Genomic DNA, 18,037 nt, shown 5'->3' with positions numbered 1-18,037 from the left:
TCAGCGCCCCCGCAGGAACAGCTTGTCGAGGTCGTCCAGGCCCATCTGCGTCCAGGTCGGTCGACCGTGGTTGCACTGGCCGCTGCGCTCGGTGATTTCCATGTCGCGCAGCAGGCCGTTCATTTCCGGGATGGCCAGGCGCCGGTTGGCGCGGATCGCGCCGTGGCAGGCCATGGTGCCGAGCAACTCGTTCAGATGCGCCTGGATACGATCGCTGGTGCCGTACTCCATCAGGTCGGCGAGCACGTCATGCACCAGGCGATTGGCCTCGGCCTGCTTGAGCAGCGCCGGAATCTGCCGGATGGCCAATGTTTCCGGGCCCAGACGCTGCAGCTCGAAGCCCAGGCGCTGGAACCAGCTGGCGTGCTCTTCGGCACAATCGGCCTCGCGCTGGCTGACTGCAATGGATTCGGGCACCAGCAGGGGCTGGCCACTCAGGCCTTCGCTGGCCATGGCAATTTTCAGGCGCTCGTACATGATGCGCTCGTGGGCCGCGTGCATGTCCACCAGCACCAGGCCCTGCGCGTTTTCGGCAAGGATATAGATGCCCTTCAGTTGCGCCAGGGCGTAGCCCAATGGCGGAATGTCACCATCGCTGGTCGGCAGTGCGGCGGCGCCTTCAGCACCTGGTAGCGGTTTGAAGAACTCGCGATATGCCGCCTGGGCTTCCGCGACCGGCAAAGCAGCCGAGGGCCGTGGCACGTACTGATTGCCGTAGCCACCGGACCCGGATCCGGAACCGCTGCCACCGTAATTACCCTGCAGGCCCGCGCCGTAGGTCGGCGCCGAGGCCGTAGGCTCGAGCAGATTGGCCGCCAGACGCATCTCGCCTTGCGGACCGAATTCACCGGCATCGAGCCCGGTCGCCCGCGCCGCCTCAGGCGTGGCAGACGCTGCTGGCAAGTGATCTTCCGGTCGCACATCGGCCAAGGAGCGGTGCAAGGTGCCGTACAGGAAGTCGTGCACACTGCGGCCATCACGAAAACGCACTTCGTGCTTGGTCGGGTGCACATTGACGTCGACTGCCGTCGGATCGACCTCCAGAAACAGCACGAACGTTGGGTGACGACCGTTGAACAGCACGTCGCGATAGGCCTGGCGCACCGCATGCGCCACCAGCTTGTCGCGCACCGCCCGGCCGTTGACGAAAAAGTACTGCAAATCAGCCTGGCTACGGGAAAAGGTCGGCAGCCCGACCCAGCCCCACAGGTGCAAGCCGTTGCGTTCGACTTCAATCGGCAGCGCCTGCTCCAGGAACGCCGGGCCGCACACCGCAGCGACACGACGAGCACGGGCGGTGTCGTCGTGGGCGTCATGCAGGCTGAGCACGGTCTTGCCGTTGTGGCGCAGATGGAAGCCGACATCGAAGCGGGCCAGCGCCAGACGCTTGATCACTTCCTGCAGGTGATCGAACTCGGTTTTTTCGGTCTTGAGAAACTTGCGCCGCGCGGGCGTGTTGAAGAACAGGTCGCGCACTTCCACCGAAGTGCCCACCGGGTGCGCGGCGGGCTGGACTCGCGGAGCCATGTCGCGACCTTCGGTCTCCACCTGCCAGGCCTGCTCGGCATCCTGAGTGCGCGAGGTCAGGGTCAGGCGCGCCACCGAACTGATCGATGCCAGCGCCTCGCCGCGAAAGCCCAGGCTCATCACCCGCTCCAGGTCATCCAGGTCGCGGATCTTGCTGGTAGCGTGACGGGCCAGGGCCAGCGGTAGGTCATCGCTGGAGATACCGCCGCCATCGTCACGTACCCGCAGCAACTTGACGCCACCTTGCTCGACGTCGATATCGATACGCCGGGCGCCTGAGTCGAGGCTGTTTTCCAGCAGTTCCTTGATCACCGAGGCCGGGCGCTCGACCACCTCGCCAGCAGCGATCTGGTTGGCAAGGCGCGGGCTGAGCAGCTCGATACGGGCGGTAGTATTCATTGGGACGCCAAGGCTGCGCTGGGAATGGTCAAGGTCTGGCCGATTTTCAGCTCGTCGCTCTTCAAATTATTGGTGCCGCGCAGGCTGGCCACCGGGACCTCGTAGCGCGCGGCGATCATCGGCAGGGTTTCCCCGGCACGCACCACGTGCTCGCTGGCCGAGCGCGCCGCCAGCTTGCCGCTGTCTCGCAGCCAGGCGATGTAGGTGCCCGGCGGCGGATTCTGCTGGAAGAACTGCTGCACGCCGGCACGGATCGAACGGGCCAAGGCCTGCTGATGCTGCGCCGATTGCAACTTGCTGGCCTCGTTGGCGTTGGAAATAAAGCCGGTCTCGACCAGAATCGACGGGATATCCGGAGATTTGAGCACCATGAACCCGGCCTGCTCGACCCGCGCCTTGTGCAACGGTGTGACGCGCCCGACGCTGCTGAGCACTTTTTGCCCCACGTTGAGGCTGGAGCTCAGCGACGCGGTCATCGACAGATCGAGCAACACGCCCGCAAGCATGCGGTCCTTGTCGTCGAGGCTGACATTGCCGGCACCGCCGATCAGGTCGGAACGGTTTTCGCTGTCCGCCAGCCAGCGCGCGGTTTCGGAAGTCGCGCCGCGATCGGACAAGGCAAACACCGAGGCACCGAAGGCCTGCGAGGAAGGCGCCGCATCGGCGTGGATAGAGATGAACAGGTCGGCGCCCTTCTTGCGGGCGATCTCGGTACGGCCGCGCAACGGAATGAAATAATCGCCGGTGCGGGTCAATTCGGCGCGAAAGCCCTTGTCCTGATTGATCTGGCGCTGCAATTCGCGAGCGATGCCCAGCACGATGTCTTTCTCATGCTGGCCGCGCGAGCCGGAAGCGCCTGGGTCTTCACCGCCGTGGCCGGCATCGATGACCACGACGATATCGCGTTTACCGTTGGGTACCGGCTCCAGCTTGATGCTCGGCTGGGCGGGCGAGACCGGCACCGCCGGCGTCGTGGCTACCGGTGGCGATGGCGGCGCAGGCTCGGCGTCCTGAGGCGAATCATAGAGATCCACTACCAGGCGGTTGCCGTATTGCTGGTTGGGGGGCAGGACGAAGCTCTTGGGCGTCACCGCCTTTTTCAGGTCGATGACCACCCTCAGATCGGTTGGCGTCCGTTGCGCCGAGCGCATCGAAGTGATGGGGGTGTTGGCCATCGGTACGTTCAGCGGGCCGCCCAACGTTGCACCATTGATGTCGATGACCAGGCGATCGGGCGCCGCCAGGGTGAAGACGCTGTGCTCCACAGGCCCTGACAAGTCGAATACCAGCCGGGTGTTATCCGGGGCCCGCCACAACCGCACGCTCTTGACCTGCGAAGCGGCCAATGCATTGACCGCCACCACCGTCATTAATACTCCAACGGCCGCGACCCAAGCGCGCATGCGCATACCTTTCCCCATCATGATCAAGTAATTTCCTGTGCCAGAACGGCACACCACGCAGTGCCGCGGTCAGTCTGCGGCGCTATATGCAGCGAGCGTCCTGCCGCTGCCGGGCTTATGGTAATGGTCAGGTCAGGCTTTGGCAAAAAGCCTGCACCCTTCTGGGGCCACTCGATGAGGCACAGGGCATCGCCATCGAAATAATCGCGGATCCCCAAAAACTCGAGTTCCTCTGGGTCGACCAGCCGATAGAGGTCGAAGTGGAACGCTCGCACAGCGCCGATTTCATAGGGTTCCACCAAAGTGAAGGTCGGACTCTTGACCGCGCCCACATGCCCCAGACCGCGAATCAGACCGCGCGACAGCGTAGTCTTGCCAGCGCCCAGATCGCCTTCGAGAAAAATAGTCCCAACCCCTAGAGTCAACGCTGCCAGGCGTTTACCAAAGGCCTCCATCGCTTCTTCGCCCTGCAGATACAGCGTTACTTCTGGCACGGCGCATGCTCCTCGAGCAACTGACGAATGGCTGGGATCAGATCGCTGGCCGCCAGGCCGCGGCCGTGCGGGCCTTGCTGCTCGCCGGCGCGGGCATGCAGCCAGACGCCCAGGCAGGCCGCCTCGAACGGCGCCATGCCCTGTGCCAGCAACGCCGCGATCAGGCCGGTGAGGACATCGCCCAAGCCAGCGGTAGCCATCGCCCCATGACCGTGATCGCATTGCGCCAGCCGTCCGTCCGGCGAGGCGATCAAGCTGCCGCTGCCCTTGAGCACCGCCACCGCCGCGTATTTTTTCGCCAAGGCATGCGCCGCCGCCGGGCGATCCGCCTGAATCTGCTTGATCGATACATCCAGCAAACGCGCCGCCTCGCCAGGATGCGGCGTGATTACCGCACCGGCGGGCAAGGTCACGGCGCCGCTCGCCAAGCGATTGAGCGCGTCGGCATCCCACACCTGCGGTTTGTCGGAGCAGGCCGCCATCGACAGCAGGCTGTGCCCCCAACTGCCCTGCCCCAGCCCAGGCCCGACGGCCAGCACGGTGGCCTGCTCGACCATGTTCAGCAACTGGTTGGCCGAACTGACACCTGCGGTCATGACTTCCGGCAAGCGCACCAGCGCCGCCGCGACGTGCTCAGGACGAGTGGCCAGCGATACCATGCCAGCACCGCTGCGCAGCGCGCATTCGGCGCTCAACAGGCTGGCGCCGCCGGTGCCGTGATCACCACCGATGACCAGCACGCGGCCGAACTGGCCCTTATGACTGTCGGGCTCGCGCGGCGTCAGCACAGGTGTGGTGAGGGCGGTGAGCAGCACGGGAGGGTGCGATACGTCGGGGAGTGAGTCGTCGGGCGGCAGCATGCTTTAACCTTCGGGAGCAATGTCTGGCAGAATTATACGCACCTCAGCCCTGGTTGCCTCCCTCGCATGTCTAGCAATGCCGCCGATCTTTATGCCCTGGCCGACTCCATCAAGGAGTGGGGCCGCGAACTGGGCTTCCAGCAGGTCGGCATCGCCGGGCTGGACCTTGGCGAGCATGAACACCACCTGCAGCGCTGGCTCGACGCCGGCTACCATGGCGAAATGGACTACATGGGCGCCCACGGCACCAAGCGCTCGCACCCCGAGGAGTTGGTGCCGGGCACGTTGCGGGTGGTGTCGCTGCGCATGGACTACCTGCCCGGCGACACGCGCATGGCCCAGCAGTTGGCACAGCCCGACAAAGCCTACGTGTCGCGCTACGCCTTGGGCCGTGACTACCATAAGCTGATCCGCAAACGCGTGCAGCAACTGGCCGAACGCATCCAGGCGGCGATCGGGCCGTTTGGCTATCGCGCCTTCGTCGACAGCGCCCCGGTGCTCGAAAAAGCCATTGCCGAACAGGCGGGGCTGGGCTGGATCGGCAAGAACACCCTGGTACTCAATCGCAAGGCTGGCAGCTACTTCTTCCTCGCCGAGCTGTTCGTCGACATGCCTCTGCCGATCGACCCGCCGCACACCACCGAACATTGCGGGCGTTGTACCGCCTGTCTGGATGTCTGCCCGACTGCGGCGTTCGTCGGCCCTTACGTGCTGGACGCGCGGCGCTGTATCTCGTACCTGACCATCGAACTGAAAAGCGCGATACCCGTGGAATTGCGCGCGCTGATCGGCAATCGCGTATTCGGCTGTGATGACTGCCAGATGGTCTGCCCGTGGAATCGCTTTGCCCGGCCCACCGGAGAAACGGACTTCAGCCCTCGGCACAATCTCGACAATGCCGACCTGGCCCAGTTGTTTTTGTGGGACGAAGCGCACTTTTTGAGCAGCACCGAGGGTTCGCCCCTGCGCCGCGCTGGCTATGAACGCTGGCTGCGCAATCTTGCAGTGGGATTGGGCAACGCGCCGTCGACCATACCCGTGCTGGAAGCCCTGCAAGCGCGCCGCGAGCATCCTTCGGCGCTGGTGCGCGAGCATGTGGAGTGGGCGTTGGCGCAACATGCGCAGCGGGCGCAGGCATCTTGATCGATGCGAAAATCGGCCCTTGCGATACTCGCAAAGGGCCGATCTTTTTAAGCTAACGGCTAACGGCTAACGGCTAACGGCTAACGGCTTACCGCTTATCCAAAGAGCCCCAAGGATCAAAACTTGATGAAATGCTTGCGGTAGTGCTGCAACTCGGCGATCGACTCGCGGATGTCGTCCAGCGCCAGGTGGGTGCTACCCTTCTGGAAGCTGTCCTTGACCTCCGGCGCCCAGCGCGCGGCCAGCTCCTTGAGGGTCGAGACGTCAAGGTTGCGGTAGTGGAAGTAGTTTTCCAGCCCGCGCATGTGGCGATACAGGAAGCGGCGGTCCTGGCAGATGGTGTTGCCGCAGATCGGCGACTTGCCCTTGGGCACCCACTGCTCCAGGAAGGCGATGGTCTGCGCCTCGGCCTCGGCCATGCTGATGGTGCTCTCGCGGACACGCTGGGTCAGGCCCGAACCGCCGTGCTGGCGGGTGTTCCACTCGTCCATGCCGGCGAGGATCTCGTCGCTCTGATGAATGGCGATCACTGGGCCTTCGGCCAAGGTGTTCAGGTCGCTGTCGGTGACGATGGTGGCCATTTCGATGATGACGTCGTGGTCGGGATCGAGGCCGGTCATTTCCAGGTCGATCCAGATGAGGTTCTGCGGGTTTTGCATGGGTAAGGCTCCTCGGCGTAGCTGCGCAGTTTAGCCTAGCCGGGCGTGCTAAACTCGCCGCCGTTTCGATCATTACTGCGGTTTTGTCACTGCATGCATGCAGTCACGCGCTGCGTCGATTCGTTTTCAACCTCAAATTGCTCTTCACGTGGAAGTCCCATGGCCAAACGCCAGTTAAACCGCCGCCAGAACTGGCGCATCGAAAAAGTCCAGGGTGAGCGCGCCGCGCGTGCGGCCAAACGCGAACTACACACACTGGAGACGCTGGAAGGCGGCGAGCTGGGACCTGAGCAAATCGGCCTGGTGATCGCGCACTTCGGCGTTCAGGTCGAGGTGGAGGCGCGTGAAGGCGAACTGGCCGGCCAGGTATTCCGCTGCCACTTGCGGGCCAACCTGCCTGCGCTGGTGACCGGCGACCAGGTGGTCTGGCGCGCAGGCAACCAAGGCATCGGCGTGATCGTCGCGCAACTGCCGCGCAACACCGAGCTGTGCCGGCCCGACAGCCGCGGCCAGTTGAAACCGGTAGCGGCCAACGTCGACCTGATCGTGATCGTCTTCGCGCCGATGCCCGAGCCCCACGCCAATCTCATCGACCGCTATCTGGTGGCCGCCGAGCACGCTGGCATTCACCCGCTGCTGCTGCTGAACAAGGCCGACCTGATCGACGAGCAGAACGCGCCAGCGCTCAACGCACTATTGGCGGTGTATCGACAGTTGGGTTATCCGTTGCTGGAAGTGTCGGCGCACCACGGCGACGGTATGCAGCAACTGCAAGCCCGCCTGGATGGGCACATCAGCGTGTTCGTCGGGCAATCGGGGGTGGGCAAGTCGTCGCTGGTCAACAGCCTGCTACCGGAAGTGCAGACCCGCGTCGGGCCGCTGTCGGAACTGTCCGGTCAGGGCACCCATACCACGACCACGGCGCGGTTGTTTCACTTCCCCGGCGGCGGCGAGCTGATCGACTCACCGGGTATTCGCGAATTCGGCCTGGGCCATGTCAGCCGTGCCGATGTCGAGGCAGGGTTCATCGAATTCGCCGACCTGCTCGGTACCTGCCGTTTCCGCGACTGCAAGCACGATCGCGAACCCGGCTGTGCGCTGCTCATGGCCTTGGACGATGGTCGTGTGCAGCAACAGCGAATGAACAGTTATCGCTCGATCATCGCCAGTTTGCCGCAGGATTCTTACTGATCGGGATCGGTGCTGGCCGGACCGACCCTTCGCGGCCAGAGCCCGCTCCCAGATTGTGGAAGCGGGCTCTGCCTGCGAAGGCGCTGGCAAGATCACCCTGGTTAAGGCGAAGTGCCCTTCAGCGGCCCGTTATCGAAGATATTGACCTTCTGCCGTACCTGGTTCGGCTGCACGGGCGGGCCCGGCTCGATCGAGGCGCCTGGCTGGCCCGGAGCTGCCGGCGTTGCAGGCGCCGCATCCTTGCCGTCATCCGGCGACTGCTCGCCTTCGATGGCCTTCTCGGCCTTCTTGGTCAGCACCACGATGTCGATACGACGGTTGATCGGGCTCAGCGGGTTCTTGCGATCGAACAGCGACGACGAAGCAAAACCTACCACTCGGGCCACCTGATTGTCAGGATAGCTACCCGCTACCAGTGCGCGCCGTGCGGCGTTGGCACGGTTGGCCGACAACTCCCAGTTACCCATGCCGTTGACGTTGTTGTAAGCGGTGGCATCGGTATGGCCGCTGATGCTGATCTTGTTCGGCACCGCCTTGATGGTGTCGGCCATGGCCAGCAGGATGTCTTCGAAATATGGCTTGAGGCGCGCACTGCCAAGGTCGAACATCGGCCGATTGTCGGCGTCGGTGATCTGGATGCGCAACCCTTCCTGGGTGATCTCGAACAGGATCTGGTCCTTGAACTTGGCCAGTTGCGGGTTCTCGTCGACCTTGGTCTGCAACTCCTGCAGCAACAGTTCGAGGCGCTGCTTCTCGACCGCTTCGTCGTTCTTGCTGATGTTGTCCTGGGTGTCGTTTTTCTGGGTTTCGGGCTTGGCCGGCGACACTTCCTGCTCCGGATTGAGCGTCGCGTCCGGAGCCAGCTGCGGCGAACCGCCGAGGTCGATCACATAGGGCGAGCCGCTCTCGGTAAAGCCGATCGGGTCCTTGAAATATCCGGCAATGGCGATCTTCTGTTCCGGCGTGGCGTTGGACAACAGCCACAGCACCAGGAAGAACGCCATCATTGCCGTGGCGAAGTCGGCGAAGGCGATTTTCCAGGCGCCCCCGTGGTGTCCGCCACCGAAGCGCTTGACGCGCTTGATGATTATGGGCTGGTTATTTTCCATGGATCAGCGACCGCGGACCGCTTGCTCCAGCTCGGCAAAGCTGGGGCGGTGGGCTGGATACAGGACTTTACGACCGAATTCCACGGCCAGCGACGGCGGCATCCCGGAGGCCGAAGCCACCAGAGAAGCCTTGATCGATTCGTAAACGTTGACCTCTTCCTTGGCATCATGGGCCAGGCACTGGGCCAGCGGGCCGAAGAAACCATAAGCCGCCAGAATACCGAGGAAAGTACCGACCAGTGCCGCCCCCACGTGGCCACCGATCGCAGCTTTGTCACCGTCACCCAGCGAGGCCATGGTCACCACGATACCCAGTACCGCCGCGACGATACCGAAGCCCGGCAAGCCATCGGAAATGCCTGTCACGGCATGGGAAGGGTGTTCGAGCTCTTCCTTCATGCTGAGGATTTCCATGTCGAACAGGCCCTCGAGCTCGTGGGGTGCCATGTTGCCGGACGACATGATGCGCAGGTAATCGCAGATGAACGCCGTCATGCGCTCATCTTTGAGGATGGTCGGGTACTTGGCGAAAATCGGGCTGGCCGAAGCGTCTTCGATGTCCGCTTCGATGGCCATCATGCCTTCACGACGACTCTTGTTCAGAATCTCGTAGATCAGGCTGAGGATTTCAAGGTAAAAGGCATGGGTGAACCGTGAGCCGAACATCTTCAGGGCTTTCTTGAAGACGTGCATGGTCATGTAGCCCGGGTTGGACTGCAGGAATGCGCCCAGCGCCGCGCCGCCGATGATCAGGACCTCGAAGGGCTGGATCAACGCTGCGATCTGACCGTGGGACAGCACGTAACCGCCTAGCACACTAGCGATTACGACGATGATGCCGATAATTTTAGCCATAGGTTAGCAAACACTTACGAAGTCGTGGACGGGGCTGGGCATAAGCAATTTAGTTCAGATGCCCTACTTATCGGCAGAGGTGCGTCAGACTATAGTTAGTCGACATGAAAAACCAGTTTGCCCCCTCCCGCTTGCCAGTGAAGTGCCCATGCCACCGCAGACACCCCGTACGCTACAAGCCTGGATCAAGCTGCTCAACAGCATTCGCCTGCCCGTAGCGCGCCTCGCCCACGAGCGGGTCAGCAGTGCGATCAACGACAGCAACCGCTCCCTGCGCGAGATCTCCGAGCGCATGCAGGATAGCCCGGCGCTGGTCCTGAGCGTGATCCGCGAGGCCAACATGGCAGTCAGCAACGAGCTGGTGGAGCCCGCCGAGAGCCTGGAAATCGCCATCAATCGCCTGGGCCTCAAGCGCACCGGCGAGCTGCTGCGGTCATTGCCGGCCGTTGAAGCGGACGACCTTCCGGTGGCGCTGCGCCAGTTGCAAATGATCAGTCTGCACGCCAGCCAGCAGGCCAATGGCCTGTTCGCCGCGCGGCTGGCGCGCCTGTGGCAAGAGATCCACTGGGGCAGCCTGCTGTTTCTCTCGCCGCTGTGGCCATTGGCAATCAGCCACCCCAAGCTGCTGGAGGAGTGGGAATTGCGGGTTATCCACAAGCGCGAACCGGTCGCCAAGGTCGAGCTCGAGCTGTTCGGCATCCGCCTGCTGGAGCTTTGCCAGGCCATGGCCGAACTGTGGCGCCTGCCGCTGTGGATCATTCAGGGCTATCGCCTGTTGCAGAACGAACGGCGGCAACTGGTGCGGGTCATGCACATCGCGCGGCATCGCGAGCTGGGGCTGCAGCAACAGCAGGAGCTGGACAGCGATCCGGAACTGCGGCGCTGGCTCAATCAGCCGGCCAATACGGTGTTGCTGGCCAACGGCCTGGCGCTGTCGGCGCAGCAAGCCTGGGACAGCCCCCACAACACGCGCTGGCAGTACCTGACCTGCCTGTACCTGCAAATGCCCCTGGGCGATCTGCAGCAACAGGTGCACCAGCAAGCGGTGCTCAGTGCGCAAAATCATGCCGGCCCCGGGATCTGGCACCCGGCCACCGCGCTGCTCTGGCCGTGGGATCAACGCCGGGAGCATAAAGGCATGGTCGCCGCAGCGGCGCCCAGTGCCCATGACCTCAAGCGCTGGAGCAAATTCTGTACCGAGCTGCTGGCGGAACCGAGCCGCTTCAACAACGCCATGGAACTGACCAACTGGGCGCGAGATGCCCTGGTGGCGAGCGGCATGAGCCGCATCATGATGCTGATGACCGACAAGGGCATGACCCAGTTGCGCGTGCACCAGATCGCCGGTCTGCCGGAGCCGTCGGCGCAACTGACCCTCAACATCGACCACAGCACGCTGCTGCAACACCTGACGCGCCAGGCCGGGCAGATCCGTATCACCCTGGAGAACCACGACCAGTACTGGTCCAAGCTGCCCGCCAGCCTGCGCACCTTGTTCCGCGGCGACAACCTGCTGGCTCGGTCGCTGGTGAGCAATGGCCGCGTGGTCATGATCCTGCTGGCCGATCAGGGCGGCGGGCCGTTTTCCGAGATCACCGTGCAAGCCTTCGGCAAAACCGCGCAATGTATCGAGCGCGCCCTGACCACCTTTAGCAACCGCAGCCGATGATGCTTGCGTTACAATTGCGGCTTTCCTTCGACGTGGTGATTTCGCATGTCTGATTTTTCCGGCTTGCCTCTGGTCATCGAGCCCTCCGAGCTGCAGGCGCGCCTGGACGCGCCAGGCCTGATCCTGGTCGACCTGTCCAGCGCCGCACGCTACCAGGCCGGTCACATCGCGGGCGCCCATTTCGTCGACCCCAAGCGCACTCAGCTGGGGCAAGCGCCGGCGCCCGGCCTGCTGCCCACTCAGGCGTCGCTCGAAGCGCTGTTCGGCGAGCTCGGCCACAATGCCGACGCCACCTACGTGGTCTACGACGACGAGGGCGGTGGCTGGGCCGGCCGATTCATCTGGCTGCTCGATGTCATCGGCCACAAGCACTATCACTATCTCAACGGTGGCATGCTGGCCTGGGAAGCAGAGCAGTTGCCATTGTCCAGCATGACCCCGACCGCCGTCGGCGGCCCCGTTGCACTGACCTTCGACGATACCCCCACGGCGACTCGTGAATACCTGCAAAGCCGCCTGGGCACGGACGACCTGGCAATCTGGGATGCCCGCGGCCCGCTGGAGTACTCCGGCGCCAAGGTCCTTGCGGCCAAGGCCGGGCACATCCCCGGCGCCATCAATTATGAATGGACCGCCGGCATGGACAAGGAGCGTTCGCTGCGCATTCGCCAGGATATCGCTACCGTGCTCACCAGCCTGGGCATCACCGCCGACAAAGAAATCATCACCCACTGCCAGACCCACCACCGCTCGGGCTTTACCTACCTGGTCGCCAAGCACCTGGGTTACCCGCGCGTCAAAGGCTATGCCGGATCATGGGGCGAATGGGGCAACCACCCCGACACCCCGGTTGAAGTTTAAGGAATATCCATGAAATCTCGCTTGTTCATCATCAGCCAGTACTTGCTGCCCCATCATCTGCTGTCGCGCCTGGCGGGTTGCGTCGCCGAATGCCGTGCCCCCTGGTTCAAGAATGCCTTCACCCAGTGGTTCGCCAAGCGCTATCAGGTCAACATGTCCGAAGCGCTGGTCGAGGACGTGACCGCCTATGAAAACTTCAACGCCTTCTTCACCCGCGCGCTGAAGCCCGACGCGCGCCCGCTGGACCCGACACCCGAGGCCATCCTCTGCCCCGCCGACGGCGCCATCAGTCAGCTGGGCCCCATCGAACACGGGCGCATCTTCCAGGCCAAGGGCCACAGCTTCAGCGTGCTCGAACTGCTGGGCGGCGATCAGGCCAATGCAGCGCCGTTCATGGGCGGGGAATTCGCCACCGTTTATCTGTCGCCCAAGGATTACCACCGCGTGCACATGCCGCTGGCCGGGACCCTGCGCGAAATGGTCTATGTGCCAGGGCGGATCTTCTCGGTCAACCAGACCACAGCCGAAAACGTTCCTGAGCTGTTTGCCCGCAACGAACGCGTCGTCTGCCTGTTCGACACCGAACGCGGCCCCATGGCCGTGGTGCTGGTGGGCGCGATGATCGTTGCCTCGGTAGAGACGGTATGGGCCGGGCTGGTCACGCCGCCCAAGCGCGAGCTGAAGACGTTCCGCTACGACGAGGCCGCCCGGGCACCCATTCATCTGGAAAAGGGCGCCGAACTGGGCCGTTTCAAGCTGGGCTCGACCGCCATCGTGCTGTTTGGCCCCGAACAGGTAAAATGGGCGCATTCCCTCACGGCCGGTTCGCCGGTACGGATGGGCCAAGGCTTGGCGTCGCCTGCCAGGTCATGAGTACGCAACAGGTCCTGCGCCGAGGCCAGGGCTTGAGGAACGAAACAATCGCACGGGCCTCGAATTGCCCTGTAGCATCAGTGATCCGACGATGGACTCGCAATGCTGCTAGAGTCCGTGCCAGAGGCCAGTTGATCGAGTGCAAGACTCCCGTTCATCCGGGCCGCTATTTGCACGTGGAGCTGCAATCAATACCAGGAATTGAGTGATGTCACGCCCCAGCCCCCACCTGTTGTTGCGCGCACCGACGCCATCGCAGTTGAGCCTGAGCTTCTGCGAGGCGAACCCGCGCGAGCTCAAACGCTGGATTGCCGCGCTTCCGAAAGCCAATATCGGGGAAATGGCGCGGCAGCTGTATCAAGGCATGGCTGAACTCAATCAACTGGTCACACCCAGCGAGAACCGCCTGCAACTGCTCGAACTGCTGCGCCCCGAGGTCTATTACGTCTGCAAGCACCTGGAGCGGCACTTCCTCAATCAGGCGATCGTCCTCGACGAACGTGCGCGCAAGGTCGCCAATCTGTGCCAGGCCCTGCAAAACCAGCTGGCCATCGGCTACAAGCAGATCATCGTCGATATCGTGCCCAAACTCGGCAAGGATCGCCTGCAACTCCTCGCCATGGCAATCCAGCGAGCACTGCATTGCCTCAACGGCCCGCTGGTTCGCGCCAGCCTCCTGTATTGTCCCGTCCCTGAAGGCCTTTGGCTCGAACTGCACCAGCTGTACCAGATAGCCCGCGAACACAAGGTGCAAAACACCTTGGTGGTGGACGAACTGGCGCTGGCCACACGCAGCATGACCCCCGAGCAGACCTACGCCTGCGCCTTGCTGCTGGGCAGTTCGCGTTGCAACCAGATGCGCCAGAGCGCCATTTCCAAACTGGCCGAGGCCTTGGAGGCCTGGAGCGCACTGGTCAAGATCCAGCCCGCCAGCGAGCCGTCGAGCCTGTTCGCCATCGCGCCCGGCGTCGACGGACCACCCCGCTACAAGACCCTGTTCACCGATGAACAAGTGGTCAATCTGCCCGGTCTGGACCCGCAACCTCTGGCCGAAGCGATCAAGACCTACCTGGAGCTGCCCGTTGAACAACGGGGTCAATCCAGGCTGATGATGCCCAACGGTATCAGCAGCGATTTGTTGCAACTGGTGGCTGCAGCCTGGGGCGACGTCGCCGAGCGCACGTTTCAGCGCACCCCTGGCCAAGGCACCTTGACCCTGTGCGTCGGCATGAGCTCGCTGCATTACCACTTGGGCGGCGAGCGCTCGTTCAGCGACATCCTGCGCCGCCCGGCCGGTCGCGCGGCGGAGTTCGGTGCGGTGACGACGCCGGATACCTGGGGCCACGCATTCGATGCCGAAAAGATGAACTCGGGCTTCGAAGAGATCCAGTACAGCCAGCCAGGCGCTGCCGGTGAGAGCGTCAACAGTGCCAGCACCACCGAGGATTACCCGACCTACGTGCTGCAGATCGTCAACCACAGCCCGGGCGGCTATTGCCTGGCCTGGCTCAAGGACGTACCGGCGCAATTGCAGGCCGGCGAGATGGTCGGCATTCAGGACGCGCCCTCCCAGGGCTGGAGCATCGCCGTGGTGCGCTGGGTGCGCCAGGTGCGCAGCGGCGGCACGCAGATGGGCATCGAACTGGTCGCCCCCAATGCCCAGCCGTGCGGCCTGCAACTGGTGCGCACCAACGAGCCCAACAGCCAGTATCTGCGCGGATTGCTGCTGCCGGAAATCCGCGCCATTGATATCCCGGCCACCTTGCTGGCACCGCGCCTGCCCTTTCAGGAAGGCAACAAGGTGGTGATCAATACCAACGGCGACGAAAGCCGCGCCGGCCTTGGCAAACGCGTGGCCAGTACCGGCAGTTTCAACCAGTTCGAATACCGCGCGCTCGAGCAGCCGGCCGATCCAGGCAAAGGGCCTGGAGCAGCGGGCGGCGTGGCGCCGGAAGATGATTTTGATTCGCTGTGGAAAGACCTGTAGCGAAAGGGTGCGCGTCCGGCGCCGATGAGCCGTGTCAGATGCATAGATATCGCTTGTTCGTTTTTTCGGGGGCGAGCCCCTCGCTACAAGGATCGGCAATCAGCCAAAGGAGCCAAGCATGTTCGACTTCACCGCGTCACTCAGGCAGCGCTTCGCCGCCCTGAGCACGGGCGCGGAGTTCTTTTCGCTGCGTTACGTGCGTCAATCGCGCCAGTACCTGTCGGTGCGCAAGAACATCGCCGAACCACCCAGCCTGAGCCTCGATGAAGGGGTGATGCTGACCGTGCGTGTCAACGGTGTCGAGGCCTACGCGGCCACGCCGGATCTGTCCTTGCAGGGCCTGCAGCAGGCCCTCAGCCGCGCCGAGCACCAGGCGCGCGCGATCAAACCCCACGCCCTGCTCGACCTGAGCACTCAAGCCGTCGCGCAAGGGCGTTTCGACTACACCTCACCGGGTATCGAACAACCTTTCGCGTCCCTGAGCGATTGCTACGCCCTGCTCGCCGCCGAGTCCGCCGCCGTGCCCGTGAACAGCAAGCTGGTGAGCTGGCAGACCAGCCTGGGGGTCAGCGATGTCGAGCAGATCTACCTCAACAGCGCTGGCGCCGAGATCCGCCAGGCCTGGCGGTTCGTCTACCCGGGCATCAGCGTCACCGCCCACGATGGCCAGGACACCCAATCACGCAGCCTCGGCCGAGAGAACTTCGGCCAGCAGGGCGGCACCGACGTCATCCACCGCTGCGGCCTGCAAGGCGCTGCGGTACGGGTTGCCGACCAGGCCCTGCAACTGCTGGGAGCGCCCAATACCCCCGAAGGCCCGCGCGACCTGCTGTTGCTGCCGGATCAGATGACCCTGCAGATTCACGAGTCGATCGGCCATCCGCTGGAACTCGATCGCATTCTGGGTGACGAGCGCAACTACGCCGGTACCAGCTTCATCAAGGCCGAAGACTTCGGCCACCTGCAATACGGCTCGCCGCTGCTCAACGTCACCTTCGACCCCGAGATCCCCGAGCAACTGGCCAGCTACGCGTTCGACGATGACGGCAGCCCGGCCAGCAAGCAATTCCTGATTCGAGATGGCGTGCTTTTGCGCCCGCTGGGCGGCGCGCTGTCGCAGCACCGCACCGGCATGGCGGGCGTCGCCAACAGCCGCGCCTGCAGCTGGAACCGCGCGCCGATCGACCGCATGGCCAACCTCAATATCGAGCCCGGCGATCAGCCGCTGGAGCGCCTGATCGGTAACATCGAGCACGGCATCCTGATGGCCACCAACCGTTCCTGGTCGATCGACGACGCCCGCAACAAATTCCAGTTCGGCTGCGAATGGGGCCAGTTGATCGAAAACGGCGAGCTCAAAGGCGTGGTCAAGAACCCCAATTACCGGGGTATTTCCGCGCAATTCTGGCGCAACCTCAGCGCAGTGGGCGACCTGAGCACCTTCGAGGTCCTGGGTACTCCCAACTGCGGTAAAGGCGAGCCCAATCAGGTGGTCAACGTCGGTCATGCCTCGCCGGCCTGCGTGTTCAGCCAGATCGACGTCTTTGGAGGCGATGCCTGATGCATAACGAATCCTTCGCCCATTTCCAGGCGCTGGTGCACTGGCTCAGCGAGTCGATCGACGCCCCGGCGCAGTTCACCTTCGGCTACAACGCCGAGGCCTCGGACTTTATCCGCTTCAACCATGCCAAAGTGCGCCAGGCGGGGCACGTGACGCAGATCCAGGTCGATCTCAAACTGATCGATAACGGCCGCCAGGCCACGATGCACCTGGCCTTGAGTGGGCATCTGGGGGTCGATCGTCAGCGTCTGGCCGACGCCCTGCGTTCATTGCGGTCGACATTGCCGCTGTTGCCGGCCGACCCCTATCTGCAACTCAACAGCAGCGATTGGCAGAGCCATGTGGTGCTCGAACAGCCGTTGCCCGATCCCGATGCAGTGGTGCGGCAGATCTGCGCGGCGGCGGGCAGCCTCGACCTGGTCGGCATCTATGCCGCTGGCCCGATCAGCCGCGGCTTCGCCAACTCCCACGGTGCGGTCGGCTGGCATCAGGCCAATAGTTTCAATCTGGACTGGAGCCTGTTCCATGCCAGCGGCGAGGCAGTCAAGGCCAACTACGCCGGCCAGCGCTGGCAGCAGGGGGCGTTCGAAACGCGCCTGCAGGCCGCACGCCAGCAATTGCAACATCTGACCCAGCCCCTCAAGACCCTGCAACCCGGTCGCTACCGCGCCTATCTGGCGCCAGCCGCCATGGACGAACTGGTCGGAATGCTCAGCTGGGGTGGTTTTTCCGCCCAGGCCATCGCCAGCAAGAACAGCCCGTTGCAGCGCCTTTACGAAGGCGATCAGCATCTGAGCCCGCTGGTCACGCTCAGCGAACAGGTCAGCGGCTCCCTGAGCCCGAGCTTTTCCGAAGAAGGCTACCCCCGCGACGACCTCGTGCTGATCCGCCAAGGCCGCGCCGGCGAGCGCTTGATCGATTCGCGCAGCGCCAGCGAATATGCCCTGCACTGTAACGGCGCGAGCGGCGGTGAATACCCGAGCGCGCTGGAGATGGCGGCCGGCGAGCTGCGCGAGCAGGACATCCTGCAACGCCTGGGCACCGGGCTCTACATCAGTAATCTGTGGTACCTCAACTACTCGGATCTGCCCGCCGCGCGCATGACCGGGCTGACCCGATTCGCGACCTTCTGGGTCGAGGACGGGCGCATCCAGGCCCCGGTGAGCACCATGCGTTTCGATGACAGCCTCTACAGCCTGTTCGGCGAGCAGCTGGAAGCCTTGACGGTAGAGCGCGAGATGATTCTTTCCACCAGTACTTACAGTGAACGACGAACGTCTTCGAGTCATTTGCCCGGGGCGTTGATAAAAGGCATTACCTTGACCTTGTAGCGGTTTCAAAAGCTTCGCGGGCAAGCCTTGCTCCCACAAAGAGCTCAGTGTGCAGTTGTGGGCGCAAGGCTTGCCCGCGAAGGAAGCGCCGCAGACTCCAACCAATAAGAGCTAA

At 63.5% G+C, this 18,037-nt stretch carries 15 protein-coding genes; 8 read left to right on the top strand and 7 right to left on the bottom strand.

Annotation, left to right across the window (positions count from 1 at the left end):
• From mutL to LIX93_RS18710, 4 genes are read right to left on the bottom strand one after another with little or no spacing between them, the layout of a single operon-like run.
• Positions 1-1,926 carry a DNA mismatch repair endonuclease MutL gene (mutL, locus tag LIX93_RS18725; protein WP_226505542.1) on the bottom strand — a complete coding sequence of 642 codons (1,926 nt, stop codon included), beginning with the start codon at positions 1,924-1,926 and terminating at the stop codon, positions 1-3.
• The gene (locus LIX93_RS18720) at positions 1,923-3,347 is read right to left on the bottom strand and encodes an N-acetylmuramoyl-L-alanine amidase (RefSeq protein WP_226505660.1); all 1,425 of its coding nucleotides are present in this window, start codon (positions 3,345-3,347) and stop codon (positions 1,923-1,925) included. Before LIX93_RS18720 ends, mutL begins: the two co-directional genes overlap by 4 nt.
• Before the next feature lie 5 nt (positions 3,348-3,352).
• A complete protein-coding gene (tsaE, locus tag LIX93_RS18715; protein WP_226505541.1) occupies positions 3,353-3,823 on the bottom strand; it encodes a tRNA (adenosine(37)-N6)-threonylcarbamoyltransferase complex ATPase subunit type 1 TsaE in 471 nt (156 codons plus the stop codon).
• Positions 3,811-4,683 (bottom strand): NAD(P)H-hydrate dehydratase, encoded by an 873-nt coding sequence (locus tag LIX93_RS18710; protein WP_226505540.1) that lies wholly within the window; start codon positions 4,681-4,683, stop codon positions 3,811-3,813. The genes tsaE and LIX93_RS18710 overlap by 13 nt, the downstream gene beginning before the upstream one ends.
• A gap of 66 nt (positions 4,684-4,749) precedes the next feature.
• Between LIX93_RS18710 and queG the strand changes: the two genes are divergently transcribed.
• Positions 4,750-5,826: a tRNA epoxyqueuosine(34) reductase QueG gene (gene queG / locus LIX93_RS18705; RefSeq protein ID WP_226505539.1), complete on the top strand. Its 1,077-nt coding sequence runs from the start codon at positions 4,750-4,752 to the stop codon at positions 5,824-5,826.
• A 116-nt stretch (positions 5,827-5,942) separates the two neighbouring features.
• Here queG and orn read toward each other — a convergent pair whose 3' ends face one another.
• On the bottom strand, positions 5,943-6,485 hold the full coding sequence (orn, locus tag LIX93_RS18700; protein WP_226505538.1) for an oligoribonuclease: 543 nt from the start codon (positions 6,483-6,485) through the stop codon (positions 5,943-5,945).
• A 159-nt stretch (positions 6,486-6,644) separates the two neighbouring features.
• On the opposite strand from orn, the gene rsgA reads away from it, so the two are divergent.
• Positions 6,645-7,676 carry a small ribosomal subunit biogenesis GTPase RsgA gene (gene rsgA, locus LIX93_RS18695; protein ID WP_226505537.1) on the top strand — a complete coding sequence of 344 codons (1,032 nt, stop codon included), beginning with the start codon at positions 6,645-6,647 and terminating at the stop codon, positions 7,674-7,676.
• Between the two features lie 101 nt (positions 7,677-7,777).
• On the opposite strand, the gene motB is transcribed toward rsgA, so the two are convergent.
• Positions 7,778-8,785: a flagellar motor protein MotB gene (motB, locus tag LIX93_RS18690; RefSeq protein ID WP_226505536.1), complete on the bottom strand. Its 1,008-nt coding sequence runs from the start codon at positions 8,783-8,785 to the stop codon at positions 7,778-7,780.
• A gap of 3 nt (positions 8,786-8,788) precedes the next feature.
• Entirely contained in the window at positions 8,789-9,640 is an 852-nt protein-coding gene (motA, locus tag LIX93_RS18685) for a flagellar motor stator protein MotA (protein ID WP_226505535.1), read from the bottom strand.
• Positions 9,641-9,788: 148 nt separating this feature from the next.
• On the opposite strand from motA, the gene LIX93_RS18680 reads away from it, so the two are divergent.
• From LIX93_RS18680 to LIX93_RS18655, 6 genes are all read left to right on the top strand, one after another.
• Entirely contained in the window at positions 9,789-11,309 is a 1,521-nt protein-coding gene (locus tag LIX93_RS18680) for an HDOD domain-containing protein (protein ID WP_226505534.1), read from the top strand.
• A gap of 45 nt (positions 11,310-11,354) precedes the next feature.
• Positions 11,355-12,170, top strand: coding sequence for a rhodanese-like domain-containing protein (locus LIX93_RS18675; protein ID WP_226505533.1), 816 nt, complete (start codon positions 11,355-11,357; stop codon positions 12,168-12,170).
• A gap of 3 nt (positions 12,171-12,173) precedes the next feature.
• Positions 12,174-13,043, top strand: coding sequence for an archaetidylserine decarboxylase (gene asd / locus LIX93_RS18670; protein ID WP_226505659.1), 870 nt, complete (start codon positions 12,174-12,176; stop codon positions 13,041-13,043).
• Positions 13,044-13,251: 208 nt separating this feature from the next.
• Entirely contained in the window at positions 13,252-15,030 is a 1,779-nt protein-coding gene (locus LIX93_RS18665) for a molecular chaperone (RefSeq protein WP_226505532.1), read from the top strand.
• A 118-nt stretch (positions 15,031-15,148) separates the two neighbouring features.
• Positions 15,149-16,591: a TldD/PmbA family protein gene (locus tag LIX93_RS18660; protein ID WP_226505531.1), complete on the top strand. Its 1,443-nt coding sequence runs from the start codon at positions 15,149-15,151 to the stop codon at positions 16,589-16,591.
• A complete protein-coding gene (locus LIX93_RS18655) occupies positions 16,591-17,922 on the top strand; it encodes a TldD/PmbA family protein (protein ID WP_226505530.1) in 1,332 nt (443 codons plus the stop codon). Before LIX93_RS18660 ends, LIX93_RS18655 begins: the two co-directional genes overlap by 1 nt.
• Positions 17,923-18,037 lie beyond the last annotated feature (115 nt).

It is taken from the genome of Pseudomonas sp. MWU16-30317 (assembly GCF_020515695.1).
GTDB lineage: Bacteria > Pseudomonadota > Gammaproteobacteria > Pseudomonadales > Pseudomonadaceae > Aquipseudomonas.
The sequence above is the reverse complement of the archived record's forward strand: the minus strand, read 5'-3'. Positions and strand labels throughout refer to the sequence as shown.